Annotated in this window: 25 protein-coding genes; 13 read left to right on the forward strand and 12 right to left on the reverse strand. The window is 70.7% G+C overall.

Annotated elements, in window-relative coordinates; genetic code table 11:
- Window positions 1–338: 338 nt before the first annotated feature.
- The 3 genes from WYO_RS03165 (at window position 339) to WYO_RS03175 (ending at window position 3428) form a co-directional block, all read left to right on the forward strand.
- Complete coding sequence (locus WYO_RS03165; protein WP_039902091.1) at window positions 339–1034, forward strand: response regulator transcription factor; 696 nt, start codon at window positions 339–341, stop codon at window positions 1032–1034.
- Window positions 1031–2545: a HAMP domain-containing sensor histidine kinase gene (locus WYO_RS03170; RefSeq protein ID WP_007559001.1), complete on the forward strand. Its 1515-nt coding sequence runs from the start codon at window positions 1031–1033 to the stop codon at window positions 2543–2545. The genes WYO_RS03165 and WYO_RS03170 overlap by 4 nt, the downstream gene beginning before the upstream one ends.
- 97 nt (window positions 2546–2642) lie before the next feature.
- Window positions 2643–3428: a 3-hydroxybutyrate dehydrogenase gene (locus WYO_RS03175; RefSeq protein WP_007559002.1), complete on the forward strand. Its 786-nt coding sequence runs from the start codon at window positions 2643–2645 to the stop codon at window positions 3426–3428.
- A gap of 47 nt (window positions 3429–3475) precedes the next feature.
- Here the strand turns inward: WYO_RS03175 and WYO_RS03180 are convergent, their stop codons facing one another.
- A complete protein-coding gene (locus WYO_RS03180; RefSeq protein ID WP_007559004.1) occupies window positions 3476–3853 on the reverse strand; it encodes a CsbD family protein in 378 nt (125 codons plus the stop codon).
- Between the two features lie 184 nt (window positions 3854–4037).
- Window positions 4038–5024 (reverse strand): methylmalonyl Co-A mutase-associated GTPase MeaB, encoded by a 987-nt coding sequence (gene meaB / locus WYO_RS03185; RefSeq protein ID WP_007559005.1) that lies wholly within the window; start codon window positions 5022–5024, stop codon window positions 4038–4040.
- 195 nt (window positions 5025–5219) lie between these two features.
- On the opposite strand from meaB, the gene WYO_RS03190 reads away from it, so the two are divergent.
- Window positions 5220–6248: an alpha/beta hydrolase gene (locus tag WYO_RS03190; protein WP_007559007.1), complete on the forward strand. Its 1029-nt coding sequence runs from the start codon at window positions 5220–5222 to the stop codon at window positions 6246–6248.
- Between the two features lie 16 nt (window positions 6249–6264).
- Here the strand turns inward: WYO_RS03190 and WYO_RS03195 are convergent, their stop codons facing one another.
- Window positions 6265–7149, reverse strand: a complete 885-nt coding sequence (locus WYO_RS03195; RefSeq protein ID WP_007559009.1) for a transglutaminase family protein — start codon at window positions 7147–7149, stop codon at window positions 6265–6267.
- Between the two features lie 250 nt (window positions 7150–7399).
- On the opposite strand from WYO_RS03195, the gene WYO_RS03200 reads away from it, so the two are divergent.
- The 3 genes from WYO_RS03200 to WYO_RS03210 all read left to right on the forward strand — a co-directional run bounded on the left by WYO_RS03200 (window position 7400) and on the right by WYO_RS03210 (window position 9522).
- Window positions 7400–7750, forward strand: coding sequence for a hypothetical protein (locus WYO_RS03200; protein ID WP_007559011.1), 351 nt, complete (start codon window positions 7400–7402; stop codon window positions 7748–7750).
- 71 nt (window positions 7751–7821) lie between these two features.
- Window positions 7822–8334 carry a DUF533 domain-containing protein gene (locus WYO_RS03205; RefSeq protein WP_007559013.1) on the forward strand — a complete coding sequence of 171 codons (513 nt, stop codon included), beginning with the start codon at window positions 7822–7824 and terminating at the stop codon, window positions 8332–8334.
- A 201-nt stretch (window positions 8335–8535) separates the two neighbouring features.
- Window positions 8536–9522, forward strand: coding sequence for a hypothetical protein (locus WYO_RS03210; protein WP_007559014.1), 987 nt, complete (start codon window positions 8536–8538; stop codon window positions 9520–9522).
- Between the two features lie 175 nt (window positions 9523–9697).
- Here the strand turns inward: WYO_RS03210 and WYO_RS03215 are convergent, their stop codons facing one another.
- Together WYO_RS03215 and WYO_RS03220 are read right to left on the reverse strand one after the other, a co-directional pair.
- Window positions 9698–10879, reverse strand: a complete 1182-nt coding sequence (locus tag WYO_RS03215; RefSeq protein WP_007559016.1) for a pyridoxal phosphate-dependent aminotransferase — start codon at window positions 10877–10879, stop codon at window positions 9698–9700.
- A 25-nt stretch (window positions 10880–10904) separates the two neighbouring features.
- Entirely contained in the window at window positions 10905–11096 is a 192-nt protein-coding gene (locus WYO_RS03220) for a hypothetical protein (protein ID WP_007559018.1), read from the reverse strand.
- Between the two features lie 236 nt (window positions 11097–11332).
- On the opposite strand from WYO_RS03220, the gene WYO_RS03225 reads away from it, so the two are divergent.
- Window positions 11333–11563: a hypothetical protein gene (locus WYO_RS03225; protein ID WP_230368536.1), complete on the forward strand. Its 231-nt coding sequence runs from the start codon at window positions 11333–11335 to the stop codon at window positions 11561–11563.
- Window positions 11564–11569: 6 nt separating this feature from the next.
- On the opposite strand, the gene WYO_RS03230 is transcribed toward WYO_RS03225, so the two are convergent.
- Window positions 11570–12937 carry an ATP-binding protein gene (locus tag WYO_RS03230; RefSeq protein ID WP_244424036.1) on the reverse strand — a complete coding sequence of 456 codons (1368 nt, stop codon included), beginning with the start codon at window positions 12935–12937 and terminating at the stop codon, window positions 11570–11572.
- Window positions 12938–13205: 268 nt separating this feature from the next.
- Here WYO_RS03230 and WYO_RS03235 point away from each other — a divergent pair, with 268 nt between their 5' ends.
- From WYO_RS03235 to WYO_RS03250, 4 genes are read left to right on the forward strand one after another with little or no spacing between them, the layout of a single operon-like run.
- Window positions 13206–13529 carry an XdhC family protein gene (locus tag WYO_RS03235; protein ID WP_007559023.1) on the forward strand — a complete coding sequence of 108 codons (324 nt, stop codon included), beginning with the start codon at window positions 13206–13208 and terminating at the stop codon, window positions 13527–13529.
- Window positions 13529–14230: an XdhC family protein gene (locus WYO_RS03240; RefSeq protein WP_007559025.1), complete on the forward strand. Its 702-nt coding sequence runs from the start codon at window positions 13529–13531 to the stop codon at window positions 14228–14230. The genes WYO_RS03235 and WYO_RS03240 overlap by 1 nt, the downstream gene beginning before the upstream one ends.
- Entirely contained in the window at window positions 14227–15252 is a 1026-nt protein-coding gene (locus tag WYO_RS03245; protein WP_007559027.1) for a molybdopterin-binding protein, read from the forward strand. The genes WYO_RS03240 and WYO_RS03245 overlap by 4 nt, the downstream gene beginning before the upstream one ends.
- Window positions 15245–15838, forward strand: coding sequence for a nucleotidyltransferase family protein (locus WYO_RS03250; RefSeq protein WP_007559029.1), 594 nt, complete (start codon window positions 15245–15247; stop codon window positions 15836–15838). Before WYO_RS03245 ends, WYO_RS03250 begins: the two co-directional genes overlap by 8 nt.
- A gap of 3 nt (window positions 15839–15841) precedes the next feature.
- On the opposite strand, the gene WYO_RS29630 is transcribed toward WYO_RS03250, so the two are convergent.
- A complete protein-coding gene (locus tag WYO_RS29630) occupies window positions 15842–16000 on the reverse strand; it encodes a DUF2256 domain-containing protein (RefSeq protein ID WP_007559030.1) in 159 nt (52 codons plus the stop codon).
- A 73-nt stretch (window positions 16001–16073) separates the two neighbouring features.
- Entirely contained in the window at window positions 16074–17252 is a 1179-nt protein-coding gene (opgC, locus tag WYO_RS03255; protein WP_007559032.1) for an OpgC domain-containing protein, read from the reverse strand.
- Window positions 17253–17777: 525 nt separating this feature from the next.
- Between opgC and WYO_RS03260 the strand changes: the two genes are divergently transcribed.
- The gene (locus tag WYO_RS03260) at window positions 17778–18725 is read left to right on the forward strand and encodes an NAD(P)-dependent oxidoreductase (RefSeq protein ID WP_007559035.1); all 948 of its coding nucleotides are present in this window, start codon (window positions 17778–17780) and stop codon (window positions 18723–18725) included.
- A gap of 213 nt (window positions 18726–18938) precedes the next feature.
- Here WYO_RS03260 and ettA read toward each other — a convergent pair whose 3' ends face one another.
- The 4 genes from ettA to WYO_RS29635 all read right to left on the reverse strand — a co-directional run bounded on the left by ettA (window position 18939) and on the right by WYO_RS29635 (window position 22171).
- On the reverse strand, window positions 18939–20591 hold the full coding sequence (gene ettA / locus WYO_RS03265) for an energy-dependent translational throttle protein EttA (RefSeq protein ID WP_007559036.1): 1653 nt from the start codon (window positions 20589–20591) through the stop codon (window positions 18939–18941).
- Between the two features lie 175 nt (window positions 20592–20766).
- Window positions 20767–21060 (reverse strand): hypothetical protein, encoded by a 294-nt coding sequence (locus WYO_RS03270; protein WP_007559038.1) that lies wholly within the window; start codon window positions 21058–21060, stop codon window positions 20767–20769.
- An 8-nt stretch (window positions 21061–21068) separates the two neighbouring features.
- A complete protein-coding gene (locus WYO_RS03275; RefSeq protein WP_007559039.1) occupies window positions 21069–21959 on the reverse strand; it encodes a DNA/RNA non-specific endonuclease in 891 nt (296 codons plus the stop codon).
- Window positions 21950–22171, reverse strand: coding sequence for a hypothetical protein (locus WYO_RS29635; RefSeq protein ID WP_007559042.1), 222 nt, complete (start codon window positions 22169–22171; stop codon window positions 21950–21952). Before WYO_RS29635 ends, WYO_RS03275 begins: the two co-directional genes overlap by 10 nt.
- Between the last annotated feature and the right edge of the window lie 312 nt (window positions 22172–22483).

Raw genomic sequence — 22483 nt, forward strand, 5'->3', positions numbered from 1 at the left:
ATTCCCTCAGCACGATCAGCGAACGCGAACAGGCCGCTCTCACCGGGGCGGCCTGTTCGCGTTTTCTGCGTGCTTTCGGCCCGTGATTCCTTACCGCGAAGTCATCCGGCCGCGATCATCCGGTAATCGCGACGGTGCCAGGGTTTCTTCGCCGCCCGCGCGGCCGGAGCCGTCATCCGACCTCGTCCCCACCGAGGTCTTCGGCTTCGGAGCGGGCCGAGACCCGCCCCAACGGTCCCGGCCCGCTCGGTCCGGCCGAGAGGGGAGGGGGGACCAGCATGAATCCGGTGACGGAGCGACGTTCCCCCGGTTCCCCGGCCGCGCTATGGACTGGGTCCATGCGACTTCTGATCATCGAGGACGACCGGGAGGCGGCGGCCTATCTGGTCAAGGCGTTCCGGGAGACCGGGCACGTCGCCGACAGCGCCCATGACGGGCTCGACGGCTACGCGCTCGCCCGGGAGGGCGCCTACGATGTCCTGATCGTCGACCGGATGCTGCCGAAGCTCGACGGCCTGTCGCTGATCCGCTCCCTGCGCGAGCAGAATGTTACGACGCCGGTGCTGATCCTGTCGGCGCTCGGCCAGGTCGACGACCGGGTGAAGGGGCTGCGCGCCGGCGGCGACGATTACCTGCCGAAGCCCTACGCCTTCTCCGAGCTGCTCGCCCGCACCGAGGCGCTGGCCCGGCGGCAAGTCGGCTCGGGGGCCGCGGAGGAGACCCGCTACCGGGTCGGCGATCTCGAACTCGACCGCCTGTCGCATCGGGTGACCCGGGCCGGCCGGGAGATCCTGCTGCAGCCGCGCGAATTCCGCCTGCTGGAGTATTTGATGCGCCATGCCGGCCAGGTGGTGACCCGGACGATGCTGCTCGAGCATGTCTGGGACTATCACTTCGATCCCCAGACCAACGTCATCGACGTCCACGTCTCGCGCCTGCGCGGCAAGCTCGACAAGGGATTCGCCTCGCCGATCATCCACACGGTCCGCGGCGCCGGCTACGTGCTGCGCTTCGACGAGGGCGCCACCGGGTGAGCGCGGGCCTCGCGGTCGAGCCGATTCCCCGCGAGACCGTCGGGGCGCGCATCCAGAAACTGTTCCGCACCACCGCGTTCAAGCTGTCGCTCGCCTATCTGGCGATCTTCGCGCTCTGCGCTTTCTTGGCGCTCGGCTACGTCGCCTGGAACGCCCGGGCGGTCCTGGACGACCAGATCGTCTCGACCATCGACGCCGAGATCAACGGCCTCTCCGAGCAGTACAATGCCGGGGGCCTGCGCCGGCTCATCACCGTGGTCGAGCGCCGATCCCGGGAACCGGGCGCCTCCCTGTATCTGGTGACCACCGCGAGCGGCGAGCACGTCGTCGGCAATGTCGGCTACGTCCCCGCCGCGGTGCTGGCCAATCCGGGCCAGAGCGAGACCCGCTACGGCCGGGGCGATTCGGATGTCGAGCCTCATCGGGCGATCGTGCGCGTGTTCACGCTGCCGGGCGGGTTTCGGCTGCTCGTCGGCCGCGACACCGAGGAGCGCGACCGCTTGCGCGCCGTGATCGGCCGGGCCTTCGGCACCTCGCTGGCCGCGGTGGTGCTGCTCGGCGTGATCGGCGGCTGGCTGGCCGCGAGCCGGGTCCTGCGCCGGGTCGACGCCATGACCCAGACGACCCGGGCGATCATGACCGGGGATCTCGATGGGCGGCTCTACGTCGCCGGCAATGGCGACGAACTGGACCGTCTCGCCGCGAGCCTCAACCTGATGCTGGAGCGGATCGGCGAATTGATGCGCGGCATGCGCGAGGTCTCCGACAACATCGCCCACGACCTCAAGACGCCGCTGACGCGCCTGCGCAACCGCGCCGACGAGGCCCTGCGTACAGCCGCCTCGCCCGATGAGCTGCGAGCCGCCCTGGAGGCGGTGATCGAGGAGAGCGACGGGCTGATCCGGGTGTTCAACGCGCTCCTGATGATCGCGCGGCTCGAGGCCGGCAGCGCCCGCGAGATCCTGGCGCCGGTGGATCTCGGTGCGGCGGTGCGGGGGGTGGGAGAACTCTACGAGGCTTTGGCCGAGGATCAGGGCCTGGCCCTCGACGTGAAGGCCGGGGACGGCCTGATCATCGCCGGCAACCGCGAATTGATCGGCCAGGCGCTCGCCAACCTGATCGACAACGCCCTGAAATACGGGGCCGACGGGGCGCAGGCCCGGGTGAGCGTGGAGGCCGAGCGCGTGGGTGACGCGGTTCGGCTCATCGTGGCCGATCACGGTCCGGGCATCCCGGAGGCCGAGCGCGCCCGGGTGCTCGGGCGCTTCGTCCGGCTGGAGGATGCGCGCTCGCGGCCGGGCTTCGGGCTCGGACTCAGCCTGGTCAACGCGGTCGTGCGGCTGCATCGGGGGACGCTGCGGCTCTCCGACAACGGGCCCGGATTGCGGGTGGAGCTCGCCTTCCCGGCGCAGCTCCCGGGCGATGCGGCCGAAGCGCGTGACGGCGCGGCCGAACCGATACCGGGTTCGGCCACGGGCGCTCCGGGAGGGTCGATTTCCCGCGAACCTTGAGGCAGGACCGTCGTGACGATCCCGAACGCGCGCATCTTGGCGCACCGTCTCGGTTCGACCGCCGGAAACACCGTTCGGACGCTGCTCAGGAGGTTCCATGACCCTTACGTCGAAGACCGCCCTCGTCACCGGATCCACCAGCGGCATCGGCCTCGCCATCGCCCGCGCCCTCGCGGCGCAGGGGGCGAACGTGGTGATCAACGGCTTCGGGGACGCGCAGGCCATTGAGGAGACCCGCGCCGGGATCGAGCGCGAATACGGCGTGACGGCGCGTTACTCGGCGGCCGACATGAGCAAACCCGAGGCGGTCGCCGAGATGGTGCGGGAGGCGGAGGCCGCGTTCGGTGCCGTCGACGTGCTGGTCAACAATGCCGGCATCCAGTTCGTCTCGCCGATCGAGGAGTTCCCGCCCGAGAAGTGGGAGCAGATCATCGCGATCAACCTGTCCTCGGCATTCCACGCGATGCATGCCGCGATCCCCGGCATGAAGGCCCGGGGATGGGGGCGGATCATCAACACCGCCTCGGCGCACTCGCTGGTCGCCTCGCCGTTCAAGTCCGCCTACGTGGCGGCCAAGCACGGGATCAGCGGGCTGAGCAAGGCGGCGGCCTTGGAACTCGCGCCGCACAGGATCACGGTGAACTGCATCTCGCCGGGCTATGTCTGGACGCCGCTGGTGGAGGCGCAGATTCCCGACACCATGAAGGCCCGGGGCCTGACCAAGGAGCAGGTGATCGAGGAGGTGATGCTGAAGGCGCAGCCGACCAAGGAATTCGTCACGGTCGATCAGGTGGCGGCGCTGGCGGTGTTCCTGTGCTCGGATGCCGCGAGCCAGATCACGGGCGCCAATATCAGCATGGATGGCGGCTGGACCGCGCAGTAAGATTGTAGGGGGCGGCCTCGCCGACAAGACGGCGAGGCCGCTTCGGATCAGCGGCGCCCGTGGAACAGCAGGGCGATGCCGTAGCCGACCGCGCCGGCGATCAGCAGCGCCACCAGCGGGTTCTCCTCGACCCGGGCGCCGACCGCGGCGCGGCCTTCGCGCAGGTAGGAGCCGCCCCGCTCGTAGGCGTCGCCCGCGACGTCGCCGGCCCGGCCATAGGCGTCGCCGGCATAGTCGCTCGCCTTGTCGGCGATGTCCCGGGCCTTGTCCTTGACCTGCCCGTAGGCGTTCTGAGCCTGGCCCTGGACATCGCGAACCCGGCCTTCCACCGAGTCCCGGTTCGAGCCCACGAAGTCGCCGGCCGTGCCCTGAACCTTGCCGAGGGCTTCCTTGGCGCCGCCGACGATCCGATCCGTATCCACCATAACACTCTCCTCGACGTGACCGCGGCACCGGTACGAGAGGAGATGCCGCAGGATTCCTCGTCGTGCACCGAACGCGCGAGACCGGGTTTGCGCACCGCGCCCCGGCGATTTTCTGCGTCTCGGCCGGCCTGGTGGCGATCAGGGTAAACGGCCGCCCCTGATCGGAGGACGGGGCCGGCGTGCCTCAGAGGCCGATCAGCTCGGCGATCGCGGCCGCGCCCGCGGCCGGCGAGGTCTCGCCCCGCGCGACGCCGGCCTCTGCCTCCGCGGTGCTGCGCCGGACCTCCGGCGAGCCGACCAGGCGCTGATGCAGCCGCTCATGGACCAGGGCCCACATCCATTTCACGTCCTGGGCCCGGCGCTTCGCCTGGATCTCCCCGGTGGCGGTGAGCTTCTCCCGGTGATCGACGATCTTCGCCCAGAGGGCGTCCAGGCGCAGGTTGTGGAAACCCGAGATCGTCACCACCGGCGGTGTCCAGGTCGCCGAGGCGGGGGTGAGGATGTGCAGGGCGGCGCGGTATTCTGAGGCGGCGGCGTTGGCCCGCTGCTCGGCCTCGCCGGCATCGGCCTTGTTGACCGCGATCATGTCGGCGAGTTCCAGGATGCCCTTCTTGATCCCCTGAAGCTCGTCGCCCGCCCCCGGCAGCATGAGCACGAGGAAGAAGTCGGTGAGGTCGGCGACCGCGGTCTCCGATTGCCCGACGCCGACCGTCTCAACCAGGATCACGTCGAACCCCGCCGCCTCGCAGAGCAGCATGGTCTCGCGGGTCTTGGCGGCGACGCCGCCGAGCGTGCCCGAGGAGGGGGAGGGCCGGATGAACGCCTTGGGATCGTGGGCGAGCCGGGCCATCCGGGTCTTGTCGCCGAGGATCGAGCCGCCGGTGCGCGACGAGGACGGGTCCACCGCCAGCACCGCGACCTTGTGGCCGGCCTCCGTCAGGTTCGACCCGAGGGCGTCGATCGTCGTGGACTTGCCGACGCCGGGCACGCCGGTGATGCCGACCCGGATCGCCTTGCCGGTCTGGGGCAGGACCGAGTCGATCAGCGCGGCGGCGAGCGCCCGGTGGTCGGGCCGTTTCGACTCCGCCAGGGTGATCGCCCGGGCCAGGGCGGCGCGGTCGCCGCGCAGCAGGCGCTCGCGCAGGCTCTCGATGTCGATGGACGGCGTCATGAACCCTTCATGGCGACGCTCGGCGCCGCCGTCGAGAGGGTATCGTTGGCACGGGGCCGGCCCGGTACTCCGCCTGTGTCCGCCGCACCACGAAGCGCTGATTACCCGCACTCCACAGGGGCAGGGGGTGATCGTGCCCCGCCATGGTCACGATCCTGCGCGACGGTTGGCGCCCCGCCCGAACGCACCCGGATCATGTCGAGCCACACCGTCTCACGCCGCGCACTCCTCCGGATCGGCGCCCTCGCGGGGGCGGCGGGGCTCGCCCCGTCCCTCGGCGCCTGCGTCACCGACGACCTCGGCGCGTCCGGGAGCCTGCCCGAGAAGCAATCGGCCCTGGACGTCATGCCGGTGCTGCTGGTGGCCACCACGCGCAAGCCCGTCGGCACGCCACCCCGGCCGCCGTATTTCAATTCCGAGCGCGGGCGCGGCCTGAGCTTCGCGGAGGTCCGCCTGTCGCCGCCCGACCGCTCCCTGCTCGGCAAGGTCTCGGCTGTGATCACCGGCGACTGGACCATCGGGGCCGTGCCCAAGACCGAGACCGGGCCGGCGGCCGCGGAGGCCTTCGCGCAGGCGGCGCTCGGCCGCGACGTGCTGATCTACGTCCACGGCTACCGGGAATCGTTCGAATCCGCCGCCGTCAGCGCGGCCCGCCTGTCGGACGGGATCCGGTTCAGGGGCGTCTCGGGCCTGTTCACCTGGCCGTCGGCCGCCGCCACCCTCGACTACAATTACGACCGCGAGAGCGCGCTCTGGTCGCGCGACGCCTTCGAGGACCTGCTGAAGGCGCTGGCCGCCTCGCCGAGCGGCGGGCGCATCAACATTGTCGCGCATTCGATGGGCACGCTGCTCACCCTCGAGACCATCCGGATGCTGCGCGCCGAGGCCGGCGAGGCGGCGATGTCGCGCATCGGCGCGGTGGTGCTGGCCGCCCCCGACATCGATTTCGACCTGTTCTCGAACGGCGTCGCCCGGCTGGGGCCCGACGTGTCGAAGATCACCGTGATCTCCTCGACCAACGACCGTGCGCTCGAACTCTCCGCCGCGCTTGCGGGCGGCGTCCGGGCCGGCGCGGCCGACCGCGCCAAGCTCGAGGCCCTGGGCGTGCGCGTCGCCGACGCCTCCGATTACGGCGGCGGCCTGATCAACCACGACCTGTTCCTCTCGAACCCGGAGGTTCAGGGCGTGGTCAAGCGCGCCATCGCCCGCGGCGCCGGGGTGTGAGCGTCGGACCCGGCGCTCAGCCCATCCGGGTCGCCATGCTCTGCGGCGGCAGGGGTTCCTCCGGCAGGATTGGCGCGGCGCCGGCGGCCTCGAGGTGGTCGATCCGGTCGGCCCAGACCCGGAAGCCCACCAGGGGATTGGGGCCGAACGTGTGGGTGAGCGGGACGTCGGCGGCGTCGCGGCCGTAGGCGACCATCACCCGGCCGATCCGCGGGCTGTTGTTGCGCGGGTCGAAGACGTGCCAGCGCCCCCCGAGATAGACCTCCATCCAGGCGGCGAAATCGCCGGCCGGGTGCGGCTCGGGCTCGCCGATGAAGCTGACATAGCCGGTGCAGTAGCGGGTCGGCACGTTGAGGGCGCGGCAGAAGGCCACGGCCAGGTGGGTGAAGTCCCGGCAGACCCCGCGCCCGCCGGCATAGGCGTCCTGGGCGGTGCGGTCGCCATGGGCGAACTCGTAGCCGAACGCGATGTGGTCGTGCACGAAGTCGCAGACCGCCTGAACCCGGCCCCAGCCCGGCTCGATATGGCCGAACAGGCGCCAGGCCTCGTCGGCGAGCAGGTCCGATTCGCAGTAGCGGCTGGGCAGCAGGAACACGATCGTCTCGGCCGGGAGCGCCTCGATCGCGTGCTGCTCGGCTTCCCGGTGTACCGGGTCCGGGTCTCCCGCGTCGGCGATCACCGCGTCGGTCCCGATGGTGAAGCCCCCCGCCGGCGCGGTCAGCCGGCCGCAGAGATTGCCGAAGCCGTCCCGGTAGAGATCCACCGGCACCGGCGGATCGGTGCGCAGCGTGTCGGGGGCCTCCAGCGCGTCCGCCCGGGTGGGATGCACGTTCAGCATCACCACCATCGGCACCGGATAGGGGAAGGCGTAGCGCATCTCGCAGCCCAGCCTGATCCGCATCCGCGGTGATCCTTCTTCCCGTGCGGTTTCACGATCCCGGCCGCCCGGCAGGATTCACGCCACGGCTTTCGCGGCGGCGTGGCGGAGACGGGCTTGGCGGGCGTCCGGTTCACCCCTACAGCATCCGCGCGCGGCGCTCATGATCGCCGGGGAAAGCCTTCAGCGTTTCTCCCCGGGGCGGTGCGTCGCACCCGTGCGCGATCCCGCTGACCGGGCGCGCCCAAGGACGGTTACGAGAAGGATGCCGGCCATGTTCACGCTCGAGATCGAGGGCACCGCCGTGGCGGTGATCAACAGCGACGAGGCGTCCGCCAAGGACCTCTTCACCTGCGAAGGCTTCAAGGAAGACATCCGGACGATGACGAGCGAGGGCAAGCCGCTCTGGAACGGCACCTCGCCCCTCAAGATCCGGGCCGCCACCGAGGACGAGATCGAGATCTTCGAGGACGCGCTCGCCGAGGATGACGGCGAGGGCGAGTTCACCGACGACAAGCACCATGCCGGCGGCGACACCGCCGAGGAAGAGGACGAGGACGAGGCCGACATCGTCTTCCTGGTCGATATCGACGAGGCGGACGAGGACGACGAAGCCGACGCCTGAAACGTACGCCTGAACTTGGCCGCCTCCCGGGGGTTTCCGATGCGATTCGGAATGAACCCGGGAGGATGGACATGGCGGATAGCAGACAGGTCGTCGACGCGTTGGTGCGCGCCCGGCGCGGCGGCATCGCCGCCAGCGCGGCTCTGGGCGGTCTCGCGCTGATCGGTGGGCTCGCCTACCGGGCCCTGCGCGGGGCCGCGCCGCCGGAAAAGGGCGGCCCGGACTTCTCCAAGGTCGACGAGGACGAGGCCCGGCTGATGCTCCGGGCGATGGTGGCCGCCACCATCGCGGACGGCATGGTCGACACGGCCGAGCGCAAGCGCCTCGACGCGGCCGTGGCCGGCGCCGGCCTCGATTCCGACGGGCGGGCCTGGCTCGATCGCGAACTGGAGAGCCCCGCCGAGATCGACGAGATCGCCGAGCGGGTGAATGATCCCGATGCGGCGGCGCGGATCTACACGGCGGCCCGCCTCGCGATCGATCCCGATACGCTCCAGGAGCGCCAGTTCCTGAAGATGCTCGCCGAGGCCCTCGACGTGCCCGGCGAGGCGACGACCCGGATCGAGCGCGACATCCCCGCCTGAACGATCTTCATTTCCGGCTACGGATCTCCCGCGACGGCCGAGCTTCGTGCTAGCCTTTCCGGGCGGTGATCCGGGCGGACGCGTCCCGGCCGCTCAGGGCCGGGACGTTCCATGCCGACGCTGCCATTGCCTGCTCCGTCCCGTGCGCGACGGGCCGCCTACCGTCTTGCCGGAGCCCTGTTGGCCGGAGGCCTGACCGCGATGAGCGCACCCGTTCGTGCTGCCGACCCGGGTCCCGGCCCCCTGACGCTCGCCGGCCAGGGCAGCTTCTTCGTCGGTGGTCGCGACGTCCAGTCGGACACGCTCTCGACCCTGCCGGCCTACGCGCCGTCGGGGACGATCACGGTCGATCAGGTCTATGTCCGCTATCAGATCCCGGTGGACCCGGTCCGGCCACCCCTGGTGCTGATCCACGGCTGCTGCCTCACCGGCAAGACCTGGGAGACGACCCCGGACGGGCGCATGGGCTGGGACGAGTTCTTCGTCCGCCGCGGCTTCCCGACCTACGTGATCGACCAGGCCTGGCGCGGGCGCTCGGCGATCAGCCCGGCCCAGATCGACGCGGTCAAGATGGGCAAGGCCGAGGCAGAGACGCTGCCGCCGGTCTTCTCCGCCGGCCGCGAGCCCGCCTGGGCGATCTTCCGGTTCGGCCCCGAATACCCGAAGGTGTTTCCGGGGATGCAGTTTCCCCTGGAGGCCCAGGGCGAATTCTGGAAGCAGATGGTCGCCGACTGGTCCGCGGCCCTGCCGGTGCCGAACCCGACCGTGCCGGGCCTCTCGGAGCTCGCCAAGCGGCTGAAGGGCGCCGTGCTGGTCTCGCACTCGCAATCGGGCATCTACCCGTTCCAGACCGCCGCGCTCGACCGCACCGGCATCCGCGCGCTGGTGGCGATCGAGCCCGCCGCCTGCCCGGACCCGGCCAAGGACGATCTCGCCCCCTACAAGGACCTGCCGATCCTGGTCCTGTTCGGCGACTACGTCGACGCCTCGCCTCGCTGGGCGCCCCGGCTGAAGCAGTGCCGCAGCTTCGTGGCGGCGGCGAATGCGGCCGGCGGCCGAGCCGAGCTGATCCTGCTGCCGGAGATCGGCATCCACGGCAATTCACACATGCTGATGCAGGACAAGAACAGCCTCGACATCGCCGACTGGCTGGCGGGCTGGATCGAGAAGCGGGCGGGAAAATCCTGACGTCCGTCCCGTCGTCCCACCCACCCCCTCATCCTGAGGCGCCCGCGCCAGCGAGCCTCGAAGGAAGGTTCCAGGGATCGCGCGGCTGGCTGGAGCCCTCCTTCGAGGGCTTCGCTTCGCTACGCCGCCTCAGGATGAGGGCGAGGTTTGGAAGAGGCTCGTCCTTTAAGGTTGGTCAGCCCGGCTTACGCTCGGTCAGAAACTGCCCCATCCGCTCCAGCGCCCGGCGGATGTTCTCCGCCGAGTTGGCGTAGGACAGGCGGATATAGCCCTCGCCATGGACGCCGAAATCCGGGCCACCGATCACCGCGACGCCGGCCTCTTCGAGCAGGGTGGCGGCCAAAGGCTTCGCCTTCCAGCCGGTCTTGGTGATGTTGGGGAAGGCGTAGAACGCGCCCTTCGGGGCGATGCAGGACACGCTCGGCAGGGCGTTCAAGCCGTCCACCACGATCGCCCGGCGCCGGTCGAATTCGGCAACCATCTCGGCCACGCAATCCTGCGGTCCGTCCAAGGCAGCGATGCCGGCCCATTGGGTGGAAGCGTTCACGCAGGAATGGGCGTTGACCGCGAGCTTCCGGGCCGCGTCGTAGAGCGGCTTCGGCCAGACCGACCAGCCGAGCCGCCAGCCGGTCATCGCGTAGGTCTTGGACGCGCCGTCGAGATAGATCAGGCGGTCGCGGATCGCATCGTATTTCAGCAGCGAGTGATGCGCCGCGCCGTCATACGTCATCGTGCCGTAGATCTCGTCCGACAGCACGGCGACGTCGGGGTGCTCTGCCAGCCCCGCCACAAGGGCGTCGATCTCGGCCTTGGGCGTCACGCCCCCGGTCGGGTTGGCCGGCGAGTTGACGATCAGCAGGCGGGTCCTGGGCGTGATCAGCGCCAGGGTCTCGGCGGCCGAGAAGGCGAAGCCGTTCGCCTCGCGGATCGGCACCGGCACCGGCGTCGCCCCGGTGAACTCGATCATCGAGCGGTAGATCGGAAATCCCGGATCCGGATACAGGATCTCGGCGCCGGGCTCGCCGAACATCAGGATCGCCATGAACATGGTGACCTTGCCGCCCGGCACGATCATCACGGATTCCGGCGAGACCTCCACGGCGTGGCGGCGATGGATGTCGCGGGCCACCGCTTCGCGCAGGCACGGGATGCCCACGGCCGGCGTGTAGCCGTGGTGCCCATCGCGCAGGGCCTTGATGCCGGCCTCGACCACGTGGGCGGGCGTCGGCATGTCGGGCTGGCCGATGCCGAGATTGATGACGTCCCGACCCTGGGAGGCCAGGGCCTGGGCCCGGGCCAGCACCGCGAACGCGTTCTCCTCGCCGATGCGCGAAAAGGCCGGAACGACGTGCAGCATCGCGCTCTCCGCGGGGTCGATCGCCTCAGTGCTTGGTGCGCTCGGCCAGCTTCATCGCGCCGAACGACATCGCCACGGCGATCGCGCCCAGGATCACGAAGGTCTTCACCGCGGCGTAGAACAGCGCCGGCTCGATGCCCGTGTCGGTATAAAGCACCAGGCCGATCGCCGCCAACGGCAGGGAGAGCAGGATGAACAGGGGGACCAGCGGGTTCATATCGGGCACTCGGATCCGGCGCGCGGTGGGCCGCGGCTCGTGGGCGTCAAGCCTGCATACCACCCTGCCGCAAAGGTTGGGACCCCGCCGCGGCGAGATTTTCGCCGGATCCTCCGGCCACTCACCGAAGTGCAAGCATTTGGGCGGATACTGGCTTTCCACGAGGATGCACCTGTATGCGCCAATCAGCCGTAACGTGGAATGGGAATGGCCGGAATGTATCGCCGCTTGATATCTTGACGGCGCAGATCGGCCGCCTGCTGCGGCATCCTGCCTTCCGGCGCGAGAGCGTGGTCAGCCCGCTGCTGCAGCGCCATCTGCCCAACGATGCGGGCTACGCCTGGAACGGCGAGGCGGCCCTGCGCGAGCGCCTCGGCCGCGCCGGCCTCGACGCGGCGAGCATCGACCACCTCATCCGCAACACCCAGTCCGAGATCCAGCGCCTGCGCGGACCCGCCGACGCCTGACGCGTTTCACGCCGGGACCCGGACCGTTGCCCGCAGGCCGCCGAGCGGGCTCTCGTGCAGGGCGATGTCGCCGCCATGGGCCCGGGCGATGTCCCGGGCGATCGCCAGCCCGAGCCCGGATCCGCCGGCATCCTGCCGGGAATCGTCCAGGCGCACGAACGGCTTGAACACCTCCTCGCGGCTTTCCGGCGGGATCCCCGGACCGTCATCGTCGATCGAGACGTAGAAGGCGCGGGCCTCCAGCCGGCCGGAGATCGCCACCGTCTCGCCGTAGCGGGCGGCGTTGGCCGCAAGATTGAACAGGCAGCGCCGGAATGCGCCCGGACGCAAGGTGACCTCGGGGGCGCCCGCGAGATCCACCGCCGAGACATGGGCGCCCAGGCGCTCCACGTCGCTGCGCAGGTCCTCCAGGAGGGTCCGCATGTCGGTGGGGGTGGCGGGCTCCGCGGAATCGCCGCGCGCGAAGGCGAGGTAGCCCTCCAGCATCCGGCTCATCTCGTCGACGTCGCGGCTCAGATCCTCGATCTCGCTGGTCTGCTCGACCAGCGCCAGGGACAGGCGGAAGCGGGTGAGGATGGTGCGCAGGTCGTGGCTCACGCCGTTGAGCATCGTCGTGCGCTGCTCCATGGCCCGCTCGATCCGCCGCTTCATCTCGATGAAGGCGTGGCCGGCCTGGCGCACCTCCCGGGCCCCCCGGGGCCGGAACTCGATCTCCCGGCCTTTGCCGAACCCTTCCGCCACCGCGGCGAGCCGCAGGATCGGCTTGATCTGGTTGCGCAGGAACAGGATCGCGACGCCGAGCAGCACGAGCGACGAGCCGATCATCCAGACCAGGAAGATGTGCGAGTTCGACGCGTAGGCCTGGCTGCGCCGCGCGGTGATCCGCATCACCCCGTCGGGGATCGCGACCCGGATCTCGATCAGGTTCGAGCGGCCGACCGTGTCGATCCAGAACGGCCGGCGGATCTGGCGCCGGATCTCGTCGGAGAGCGCCTCGTCCAGGATCGAGAAGAACGGCCGCGGCCCCGGGGCGGGGAGCTTGGCGCCTTTGAGGATGTCGAGGTCGAGGTTCAGCCGCTCGGCCGCGATGCGCGACAACGTCTCGGCGTCCCGGTCCTGCGGATAGCTCTCGTAGATGTCGATCAGCGCGGCGACATCGGCGGTCACCGCCGCGGACAGGCGCTTGGTCACGAGCTGCCAGTGCCGCTCCATGAAGGTGTAGGCGATCACCGACTGGAGCAGGACCACCGGCGCGATGATGATGATCAGAGACCGGGCGTAGAGCCCCTTCGGCAACGCATCGCCGATCCACCGGCTCAGGCGCTTCCACAGCCGGTGCGGCGCCGAGCGCGACCGCGGCGGATCCGTCCGCAGGGCGCGGGCCAGGCCGGGATCGGGGGCGTTCACGGGCTCGCGCGCCCGCGCCTGAACCGCCCGCCGAGGCGGGGCCGGGACTGGCGGCAAAGGGGCCGTGTCATCGGGGCGGACATGGGGGCGACGGATGCGGGGGCTGATCCGTTATCGCACCCGCGCGCCGATCGGCCAAGGCGCGCTGGAATGGCGCCACCGCGCCTTGCACGGCGGCGCACGGGCCATACCTGAGACAAGCGGGGGGCACCCGCCGGCCGAGGTCTCGAGGGCCATGCTCAGCACCGATACAGATATCCTCGCCGCCGCCTCCGCGTGGCGGCGGGACGGACGCGCCGTGGCGCTCGCCACCGTGATCGAGACCTGGGGCTCGGCGCCGCGGCCCGTGGGCAGCCATCTCGTGGTCGATGCCGAGGGCAACTTTCTGGGGTCCGTCTCGGGCGGCTGCGTCGAGGGTTCCGTGATCACCGAGGCGATCGAGGTGATCGAGGCCGGAGCGCCCCGCATCCTGGAATTCGGCGTCGCCGACGAGACGGCGTGGCGGGCCGGGCTGTCCTGCGGCGGCCGGATCCGCGTCTTCGTCGAGCGGGTCGACTGATGCGCACCGAGACCCTGGAAATCCTGACCGCCGAGCGCGCCGCGCGCCGGGCGACGATCCTGGTCACCGACCTGGCGGACGGGAGCCAGCGCCTCGTCCGCGAGGCCGAGATCGCCGCCGATCCCCTGGCGGAGGTGCTGCGCAAGCATCTGGCTTCGGGCAAGAGCGGGCTCGTCGAGATCGACGGGCGGCAGACGTTCCTGACCGTGCAGGTCCCGCCGGTGCGCCTCGTGGTGATCGGCGCCGTCCACATCTCGCAGGCGATGGCGCCCATGGTGGCGGGGCTCGACCTCGCGCTGACCGTGATCGACCCGCGCACGGCCTTCGCCAGCCCGGACCGCTTCCCGGGCGTCGAGCTCGTGGCCGAATGGCCGGACGCCGCCCTCGGCGGCCGCGTGCCGCCCCTCGACCGCTACTGCGCGCTCGCCGCCCTGACCCACGACCCCAAGATCGACGATCCGGCGCTGAAGGCCGCGCTCACGGCCGAGTGTTTTTACGTCGGCGCGCTGGGCTCGCGGAAGACGCATGCGGCCCGCACGGCCCGGCTCGCGGAGGCCGGGTTCTCGCCCGAGCAGATCGGCCGGATCCGCGCGCCGATCGGGCTCGCCATCGGGGCGGTCAGCCCGGCCGAGATCGCGCTCGCCGTGCTGGCCGAGATCGTGGCGGCGCTCCGCCGGGTCCCCCGCCCGGAGGTCGCGTGAGGTTCGGCCCCGTGCCGGTCGCCGAGGCGGCCGGTCTGATCAGCGCCCATACGGTCCGGCGCGACGGCATCACCCTGCGCAAGGGCGCGGTCATCCCGGAGGAGGCGGCCAGCGGCCTGTCGCAGGCCGGATTGTCGGAGATCGTGGCGGCCGCCCTCGAGCCCGGCGATGTCGGCGAGGATGACGCCGCGGCACGGCTGGCCGCGCATCTGCGCGGGGACAACCTGCGCGTGGAGGCCCCGTTCACCGGCCGCTGCAACCTGTTCGCCGAGACCGCCGGGGTGCTCACCCTGGCGCCGGCCCGGATCGATGCGGTCAACGCCGTCGACGAGGCTGTGACGGTGGCGACCTTGCCGCCCTTCAAGCCGGTGGTCGAGGGCGAGATGGTCGCCACCGTGAAGATCATTCCCTACGCCGTGCCGGGGGCGGTGCTCGCTCGGGCCTGCGCGACTGAGACGGCCGGCGCGCTGGCGATGGCGCCCTATCGGCGGCGGCGTATCGCGGTCGTCTCGACCCGCCTGCCGAGCCTCAAAGAGGCGACCATCGACAAGACCCTCCGGGTCCTGGCGGAGCGCCTCGCCCCGGCGGGGGCCGAGATCGTCCGCGAGGATCGGGTGCCGCATACGGCCGACGCCGTGGCGGCGGCGCTCGGGGATGCGATCGACGGCGCCGGGGCCGATCTCGTCGTCGTGTTCGGCGCCTCGGCCATCGCCGACCGGCGCGACGTGATCCCGGCCGGGATCGCGGCGGCCGGCGGGTTGGTCGAGCATCTCGGCATGCCGGTCGATCCCGGGAACCTGCTGCTCGTCGGCAGCCGGGCGGGCGTACCGGTGATCGGGGCGCCGGGCTGCGCGCGCTCGCCCAAGGAGAACGGCTTCGACTGGATCCTGCACCGCCTGCTCGCGGACCTGCCCGTGACCCGGGCGGACATCGTCGCCCTGGGGGTCGGCGGGTTGCTGATGGAGATCGTCTCGCGGCCGCAGCCCCGGGCCGGCGGCGAGGCGGCGGATCCCGATGCCTGAAGTCGCGACGATCCTGCTCGCCGCGGGCCTCGGCACCCGGTTCGGTTCCGAGCCCAAGATGCTGGCGCTGTTCGACGGAAGACCGCTGGTCCGTCATGCCGCCGAGGCTGCGCTGGCGGCCCGGCCGCGGCCGGTGGTCGTCGTGCTGGGCGCGCATGCCGATGCGGTCCGGGTGGCGCTGATGGGGCTCGATCTGATCGTCGTCGAGAACCCGGATTTCCGCGCCGGTCTGTCCACCTCGCTGCGTGCCGGCCTGGCCGCCCTGCCGCAATCCTGCGAAGCGGCGGTGGTCGTGCTCGGGGATATGCCGCGGATCGGCGAAGCGCATATCGACCGCCTGGCCGATGCCTTCGCAGGTTCGTCGAAGGCCGTGGCGGCGGTCGTCCCGATCCAGGATGGCCGGCGCGGAAATCCGGTGCTCCTGAACCTGCGCCGCCTGGCACCCGATATTGCCCGGCTCACCGGCGACCGCGGCGCCGGGCCGCTTCTCAAGGACCGGCCCGATATCCTGGAGATCCCGGGCGATGCGGCGACCGCCCTCGACATCGATACGCCGGATGCGCTGACGGCCGCCGGCGGCGCCTGAACCTCAGCCTTTCGACGCTTTCCGCGCCTCGGCCCGGCACCGGTCCGAGCAGTAGCGGACCTCGTCCCAGACGCGCTCCCACTTCTTGCGCCAGGCGAACGGCCGCCCGCACTGGGCGCACACCTTCTCCGGAAGATCGCCCTTGCGGCGCATCCGCGGCATTTTTTTCGATCGCTCCGGTGCCCGATATCGGGGGCGGAAACGGGTCTCGGCTCGGGTCTGTTCCGAGGAACCCTCAGCGGCGCCGGGCCACAGCGCGCGCGTCGAGGAGTTTGGCGAGACCCAGCATCAGCGCCAATCCGGTGAGGTTGACCGCGATCTGGAGCGGCCAGGTCGCGTCGAAGGTGCGGTAGAGGATCCGCCCGATCAGCGCCGCCAGGCAGCCGGCGGCGAAGATCTCCAGCGAGTGCCGGCCGCAGGCATCGATCAGCCGCAGCGGTCGCCACCCGGAGAGGCGCCGCACGGCGGGTGCGCTGAAGATCAGGTAAGTGAGGGCCAGGATGTGCAGCAGGCGCAGCGGCCCGACATGGCTCTTGTCCGGCGCCGCGATCGCCAGCGGCCGGAGGTCCGGAAGACCCCATTCGCCCCAGGAGCCGCCCTGCAGCAGCCCGAAGGCCAGGTAGGCGAAGGCCAGAGCCGCGGCCCAGTTCCGCCAGGGCAGGAGACCGTCGCCGGCCCGGACCGCCACCGCCAGCGCCGCCCCGATCACGAACAGGAACTGCCAGGCGAACGGGTTGAAGTACCAGCCGTCATCCACCGCGGCGGCGTTGGGCAGGTTCAGGGTGTGGTCGACATTGGCGGCGAGCCACAGCGTCCCGGACAGCGCCAGCACGCCCCAGATCCCGCGCCGCATCCCGAAATAGATAGCCGGGAACAGGGCCAGCAGCAGGATGTAGAGCGGCAGGATGTCGAGGTAGTTGGGCAGCGCGTTGAGGGCGAGCCCGCGCAGCAGCCCCGGCAGAAGCCCCATCTGCAGCAGCGGCGCGACGCCGAAGCGCGGCGTCAGCCCGGTGAGATCCATCCAGATCCGGACGATGACCAGGGTGGCAAGCAGCAGCCCGGCCTGGAACAGGTAGATTCGCAGGCAGCGCCGGCCGATCCGCACCAGGGTCGCCCGTATGCCGGCCCGACCGAACAGGCCGCCATAGGCCACCATCGACGAGTACCCGGCCAGCAGCACGAAGATCTCGGCCGCGTCCGAGAAGCCGAGATTGTGCAGGGTGAACGCCGCCGGCGCGTTGCGCGGGATGTGGTCGATGAAGATCATCAGCAGCGCGAAGCCGCGCAGCACGTCGACCCGCGCGTCCCGGACGGGTCTTCGCGGCGCGGATTCCGGCGCCGGCGCACGCACGGGCCGCGGCGCCGGCGCCACGCCGCCGAAGGGCACGCGCCCGAAATCGTCGAGGCTCTTCACGCAGCCATCACCGGAACACCCGCTTGTCGGAATCGGAGCAATAATAGTCTCTCGGCGCCGGAATGCGGGGACAGACTGCACCGCTCACGCGCCTGTGTCCGCGCGACGCGCCGCGGCCATCGAGCGCCGCTGGTCGCCCGATACGACGTCATGGGCGCCCGGCGGTGCCGATATCCCTACCGGACCTGGATCCGCGCACCGACAATTTTGTCGCGTGCATATCCCGGCGTCTCGGATCGACCCGTCGGTCAGCGGTGTCACGCAGGCGAAGTAAACCACCCTGTCGCTCCTGGGCGGCGAAGCGGAGCCCGGAAACGCGGGTGGCATCAGGCGATGCACCGTCGGCGGCTCCGCATCCCGGGTTCGCCCGCGGTTCCCCGGAATGATCGAGCCGGGGGGCTTGGGCGTCGGCGCGATTTCTCAGACCCGTGAGGTTCGTCCGGCCGTCCACTCCGCTCGCATCGCCGGCGAACACGCTATAGAGGCGTCGGATCGATCCCGGCGGGCCGGGGAAGGGCAGGGTTCATGCGCGTCCTCGTCACCGGAGCCGGCGATTTTCTCGGCCGACGCCTGCTCGAGGCGCTGCGACGGGACCGTCCCGAGGGGCGCCGGATCCTCGGCATCGATCGGCACCCGCAGCCGCCGCTCGACGGCGTCACCCTCCTCGATGTCGATCCGTTCGAGGCCGACACGCTCAACGCGGCGGTGGCAGATTTCGACCCGACCGTGGTGTTCCACCTCGCGGCCCTCGCCTCCGTGGCGCGGTCGAGCGAGACGCCGGCCTATGCCTGGCGGGCGGACCTCCTCGGCACCCTCAACCTCGCCGAGGCGGTAGCGCGGACCCGGGCGACCCTGGTGTTCCTGAGCTCGACCGTCGTCTACGGGGCGGCGTTCCGCGACAAGCCCCGGCCCGACGAGGCGGTGACGCCCCGGCCCGACACCATCTCGGGCCGGACCAAGAGCGCCTGCGAGTACATCCTGCGCGACGTGCTCGCCAATGCTGGCGTGAAGCACCTCGTGCTGCGGCCGGCGAACTATATCGGGCCCGGCCAGAGCGAGACCTTCGCGGCCGCCTCCTTCGCCGGCCAGATCGCCCGCATCGAGCGCGGCCTGGCCCCGCCGATTCTGGCGGTCGGCGACCTCGCCGCAGGGCGCGACTTCATCGATGTGTCGGACGTGACGGCGGCGTGCCTGCGCGTCCTCGACCGGGTCGAGGAACTGCCGGACGGCGGCATCTACAACGTGGGCACGGGGATCGTGACGCCGGTCTCGGCGATCCTCGACGCGTTCCGCGGCCTGACCGATGCGGCGTTCACCGTGCAGGTCGAGCTCGACCGGACCCGGCCCACGGGGGTACGCAGCCAGGGCTGCGATCCCTCGGCCTTCATGGCCGCCACCGGCTGGGCGCCCGCAATCCCCCTGCCGGAGAGCCTGGCGGCGATGCTGGATGCGGCGCGGGCGCGGGTGGGCTGACGGGGCTTCCGACGACGTCGCCCACCCTCATCCCGAGATGCCGACGCGGCGCGGAGGCCTCGAGACAGACGCGCGATCCCCGGAGGGCTCCCTCGCGGCGCGCTGCGCGCGACTTCGGACGAGAGGAGTGGGTTGGACGGGGGCCGTAAGAGTCCGGCGAGCCCCGTCCCGGGCCCTCGCGGCGCGTCCCGGCCCGAAGGCCGGGACCGATCCTTACCGGGAGAACTTCTTGTACTTGATCTTCTTCGGCATCAGCGAGTCCGCGCCGAGCCGGCGCATCTTGTCGGCCTCGTAATCCGAGAAGTTGCCCTCGAACCACTCGACGTGGCTGTCGCCCTCGAAGGCCAGGATGTGCGTGGCGATGCGGTTCAGGAACCAGCGATCGTGGCTGATGATCACCGCGCAGCCGGCGTAATCCTCCAGCGCGTCCTCGAGGGCGCGCAGGGTCTCCATGTCGAGGTCGTTGGTCGGCTCGTCGAGCAGCAGCACGTTGGCGCCGCCCTTCAGGGTCCGGGCCAGGTGGACGCGGTTGCGCTCACCGCCCGACAGAGTGCCGACCTTCTTCTGCTGGTCGCCGCCCTTGAACGCGAAGGCCGCGCAATAGGCGCGGGAATTGATCTCGCGCTTGTTGAAATAGATGATGTCGTTGCCGCCCGAGACCTCCTGCCAGACCGTGGCGTTCGGATCGAGGGCGTCGCGCGACTGGTCGACGTAGCCGAGATGCACGGTCTCGCCGATGGAGATCTTGCCGCCGTCGGGCTTCTCCTGGCCGGTGATCATCTTGAACAGGGTGGTCTTGCCGGCGCCGTTGGGGCCGATCACCCCGACGATGCCGCCCGGCGGCAGCTTGAATGAGAGATCCTCGATCAGCAGGCGGTCGCCGAACGCCTTGTTGAGGTGCTCGAACTCGATGACGTTGTTGCCGAGCCGCTCGTCGATCGGGATGACGATCTGCGCGGCGGCGTCGACCTTGTTGTTCTGCTTGGCGACCAGCTCCTCGTAGCGGGTGATGCGGGCCTTGGACTTGGACTGCCGGGCCTTCGGCGAGGCGGCGATCCACTCCTGCTCGCGGGCGATCGAGCGCTGGCGAGCCATGTCCTCGCGGCCCTCCTGCTGGAGGCGCTTCTGCTTCTGCACCAGCCAGGCGGAGTAGTTGCCCTCGTACGGGATGCCCCGGCCGCGATCGAGCTCCAGGATCCAGCTGGTGACGTTGTCGAGGAAGTAGCGATCGTGGGTCACGATCAGGATCGCGCCCGGATAGGATTTCAGGTGGCCTTCGAGCCAGTTCACCGTCTCGGCGTCGAGGTGGTTGGTCGGCTCGTCGAGGAGCAGCAGCTCCGGCTCCCACAGGAGCAGGCGGCACAGGGCGACGCGGCGGCGCTCGCCGCCCGACAGGGTCGCCACCGGCTGCTCGTCGCTCGGGCAGCCCAGCGCCTCCATGGCCTGGTCGATCTTGGAATCGAGCTCCCAGAGGTTCAGGGCCTCGATCTTGTCCTGGAGCGCCGTCATCTCGTCGGCGGTCTCCTCGGAATAGTTCATGGCGAGTTCGTTGTAGCGGTCGAGCAGCGCCTGCTTCTCGGCGACGCCCTCCATCACGTTCTCGCGGACCGACTTGTTCGGATCGAGCTGCGGCTCCTGCGGCAGGTAGCCGACCCGGGCGCCCTGGGCGACGAAGCCCTCGCCGGTCCACTCGGTGTCGATGCCGGCCATGATCTTGAGCAGGGTCGACTTGCCCGAGCCGTTGATGCCCAGCACGCCGATCTTGGCGTCCGGGTAGAACGACAGGTTGACGTCCTCCAGGACCTTCTTGCCGCCCAGATAGGACTTCGTGAGTCCCCGCATGTGGTAGATGAATTCGCGAGCCATCGCGGAACGTCCTCGGCGCGTTGGTGGGGTGTGCGCGGTGCGTGCCAGCGGCACGGGGCAGGCCCGGGGTCGTCGACCCGTCCTGTACGCGCGTTCCCCACGATATAAGAATGTCGCCGACCGAGTATCAGGCCCGCCGGGCAGCGGCAAGGATGCGACGCCGCCCGTCGCGCGCTCAGGCGAAGGGATTGGCCACCGATCGCGGCGCGGCGTCCGGCGCGTCCGCCACCGCTTCGGGCAGGTCGCCGGCCTCCAGGGCCTTCACGATGGCGTCCAGGGTCGCCTGGAGCAAGCGCGCCTGGGCGAGGCCGGCCTTGTCCTTGGTCAGGTCCAGGGACCCGTGCAGGGCGATTCGGTCGGTGCCATTCTCGAAGCTGAGGGCGCCGATATTGCGCACCGCCGCATCGTCGGCGAAGGGCTCGAACGCGTCCGCCTTGGGCTTCCGGCGGCTCGACTTGTCCTCTGGCATGGTCCCTCTCAGAAAATCGAGCGCATCAGGTCGCGCAGGACCTTGCGCACGGCTCGGTTGATCTCGCGGCTCAGCCAGTCTTGCCAGCTCGGCTCGGGCCGGGGCCGATGCCCCTCCGAGCGCGCGCCGGCATGGGGATCAGGCAGGGTCATGGCGCTGGCCCGGGCGGCGGCCGGGAGGTTCGGGAACACGTCGATCCCGGCTTCGCGGGTCAGCTCGTCGATCGAGACCGCGCGCCAGTCCCGCGACTCGTCGTTCCGGGACAGGTAGGCGCCGGCCTCGCCGCTCGCCGGGTCGTAGAGCGCCTTGAACAGCTGGGTGGGCACGAGCACGCCGCCCTTGATCTGCTGCACTGCGTCCCCGGAGAAGATCACCCCGGTGACCACGAAGATCGAGCCGCGCCGGCTCGCCAGCCGCCGCGTGCCCTCCTCGATATCGGCCCAGAGCCCGCGGTTGAGCACCCGGTTCTGCGGCACGATGTTGGCCAGGCTGAACGATTCGGCCTGAGCGCTCAAGGTCGGCATGTCGCCCGCCGGGGCGAGGTGGCCCCGGTCGAAGCCGCTGCGGACGTAATCCTCCAGCGACGCGCGCTCGGCCTCCGGCAGCCGCGTCTCCTCGTGGAACGCGTCGTCCCGGGCGACTTTGCGGGCTTCGGCGACGCTGGCCCGGGTGAGGTGCTCGGCGGAATAGAGCGGCGTGCGCGTCACCCCCGAATGCAAGACCGCGAAGGCCTCGAAGCACAGCGGCACCGTGCGCGCGGCGAGCTTCGGGTTGGTCAGGACCGGCGCCAGGCCATCGGCGAACAGGGCCGGGCAGGTCACCTCGGCCTCGGCTGAGCCCGCCAGGGCCAGGAAGGCGAGCGCCGCGGCAAAAGGCCCCCGGAGCGGCCTCACCAGCATACCCGCACCCGCCGGGGGCCCTCCGGGGTCGGCCGCTCGCGCCAGGCGCAGGGGCGGCCGAGGCTGCGGCTGAACGGCCGCGCGTCGCGGTCGGGTCCGCCGGGGGAGACCCGCTCCGGGCAGGCGCCCAGGAAGTTGCACGGGAAGTCGAGGTTGCCGTCCGGCGGGCGCGGCCCGGCATAAGCTTGGCCGCTGGGCGTAATCGCCAGCATGAGCAAAATTGTGCACAGACGAGCTGGGCTCAAGAGCGGACCTCATGTGGCGGTAAGGGCACGTAACTGAAAAAATCGCCGATCGGACATTGATCGCGCCGGCGATCGTCCGTACCTGGCACTATCATGACAGCGGCGGACGGGTCGGTTCTAGCATGAACGCGCGCCCCCGGGTGCTGGCGTCGGGACGGCCAGGATCCTCTCCTGGGACCCCGCATGACCGGGCCGTCGCCACACTCGAACGAGCGGATGCGATCCTTGGCAATATCCTCTGAGCACTCAGCGTTGCTGGACCGTGTCCCGGAGCCGGCT

Source organism: Methylobacterium sp. GXF4 (assembly GCF_000272495.1).
Lineage (GTDB): Bacteria > Pseudomonadota > Alphaproteobacteria > Rhizobiales > Beijerinckiaceae > Methylobacterium > Methylobacterium brachiatum.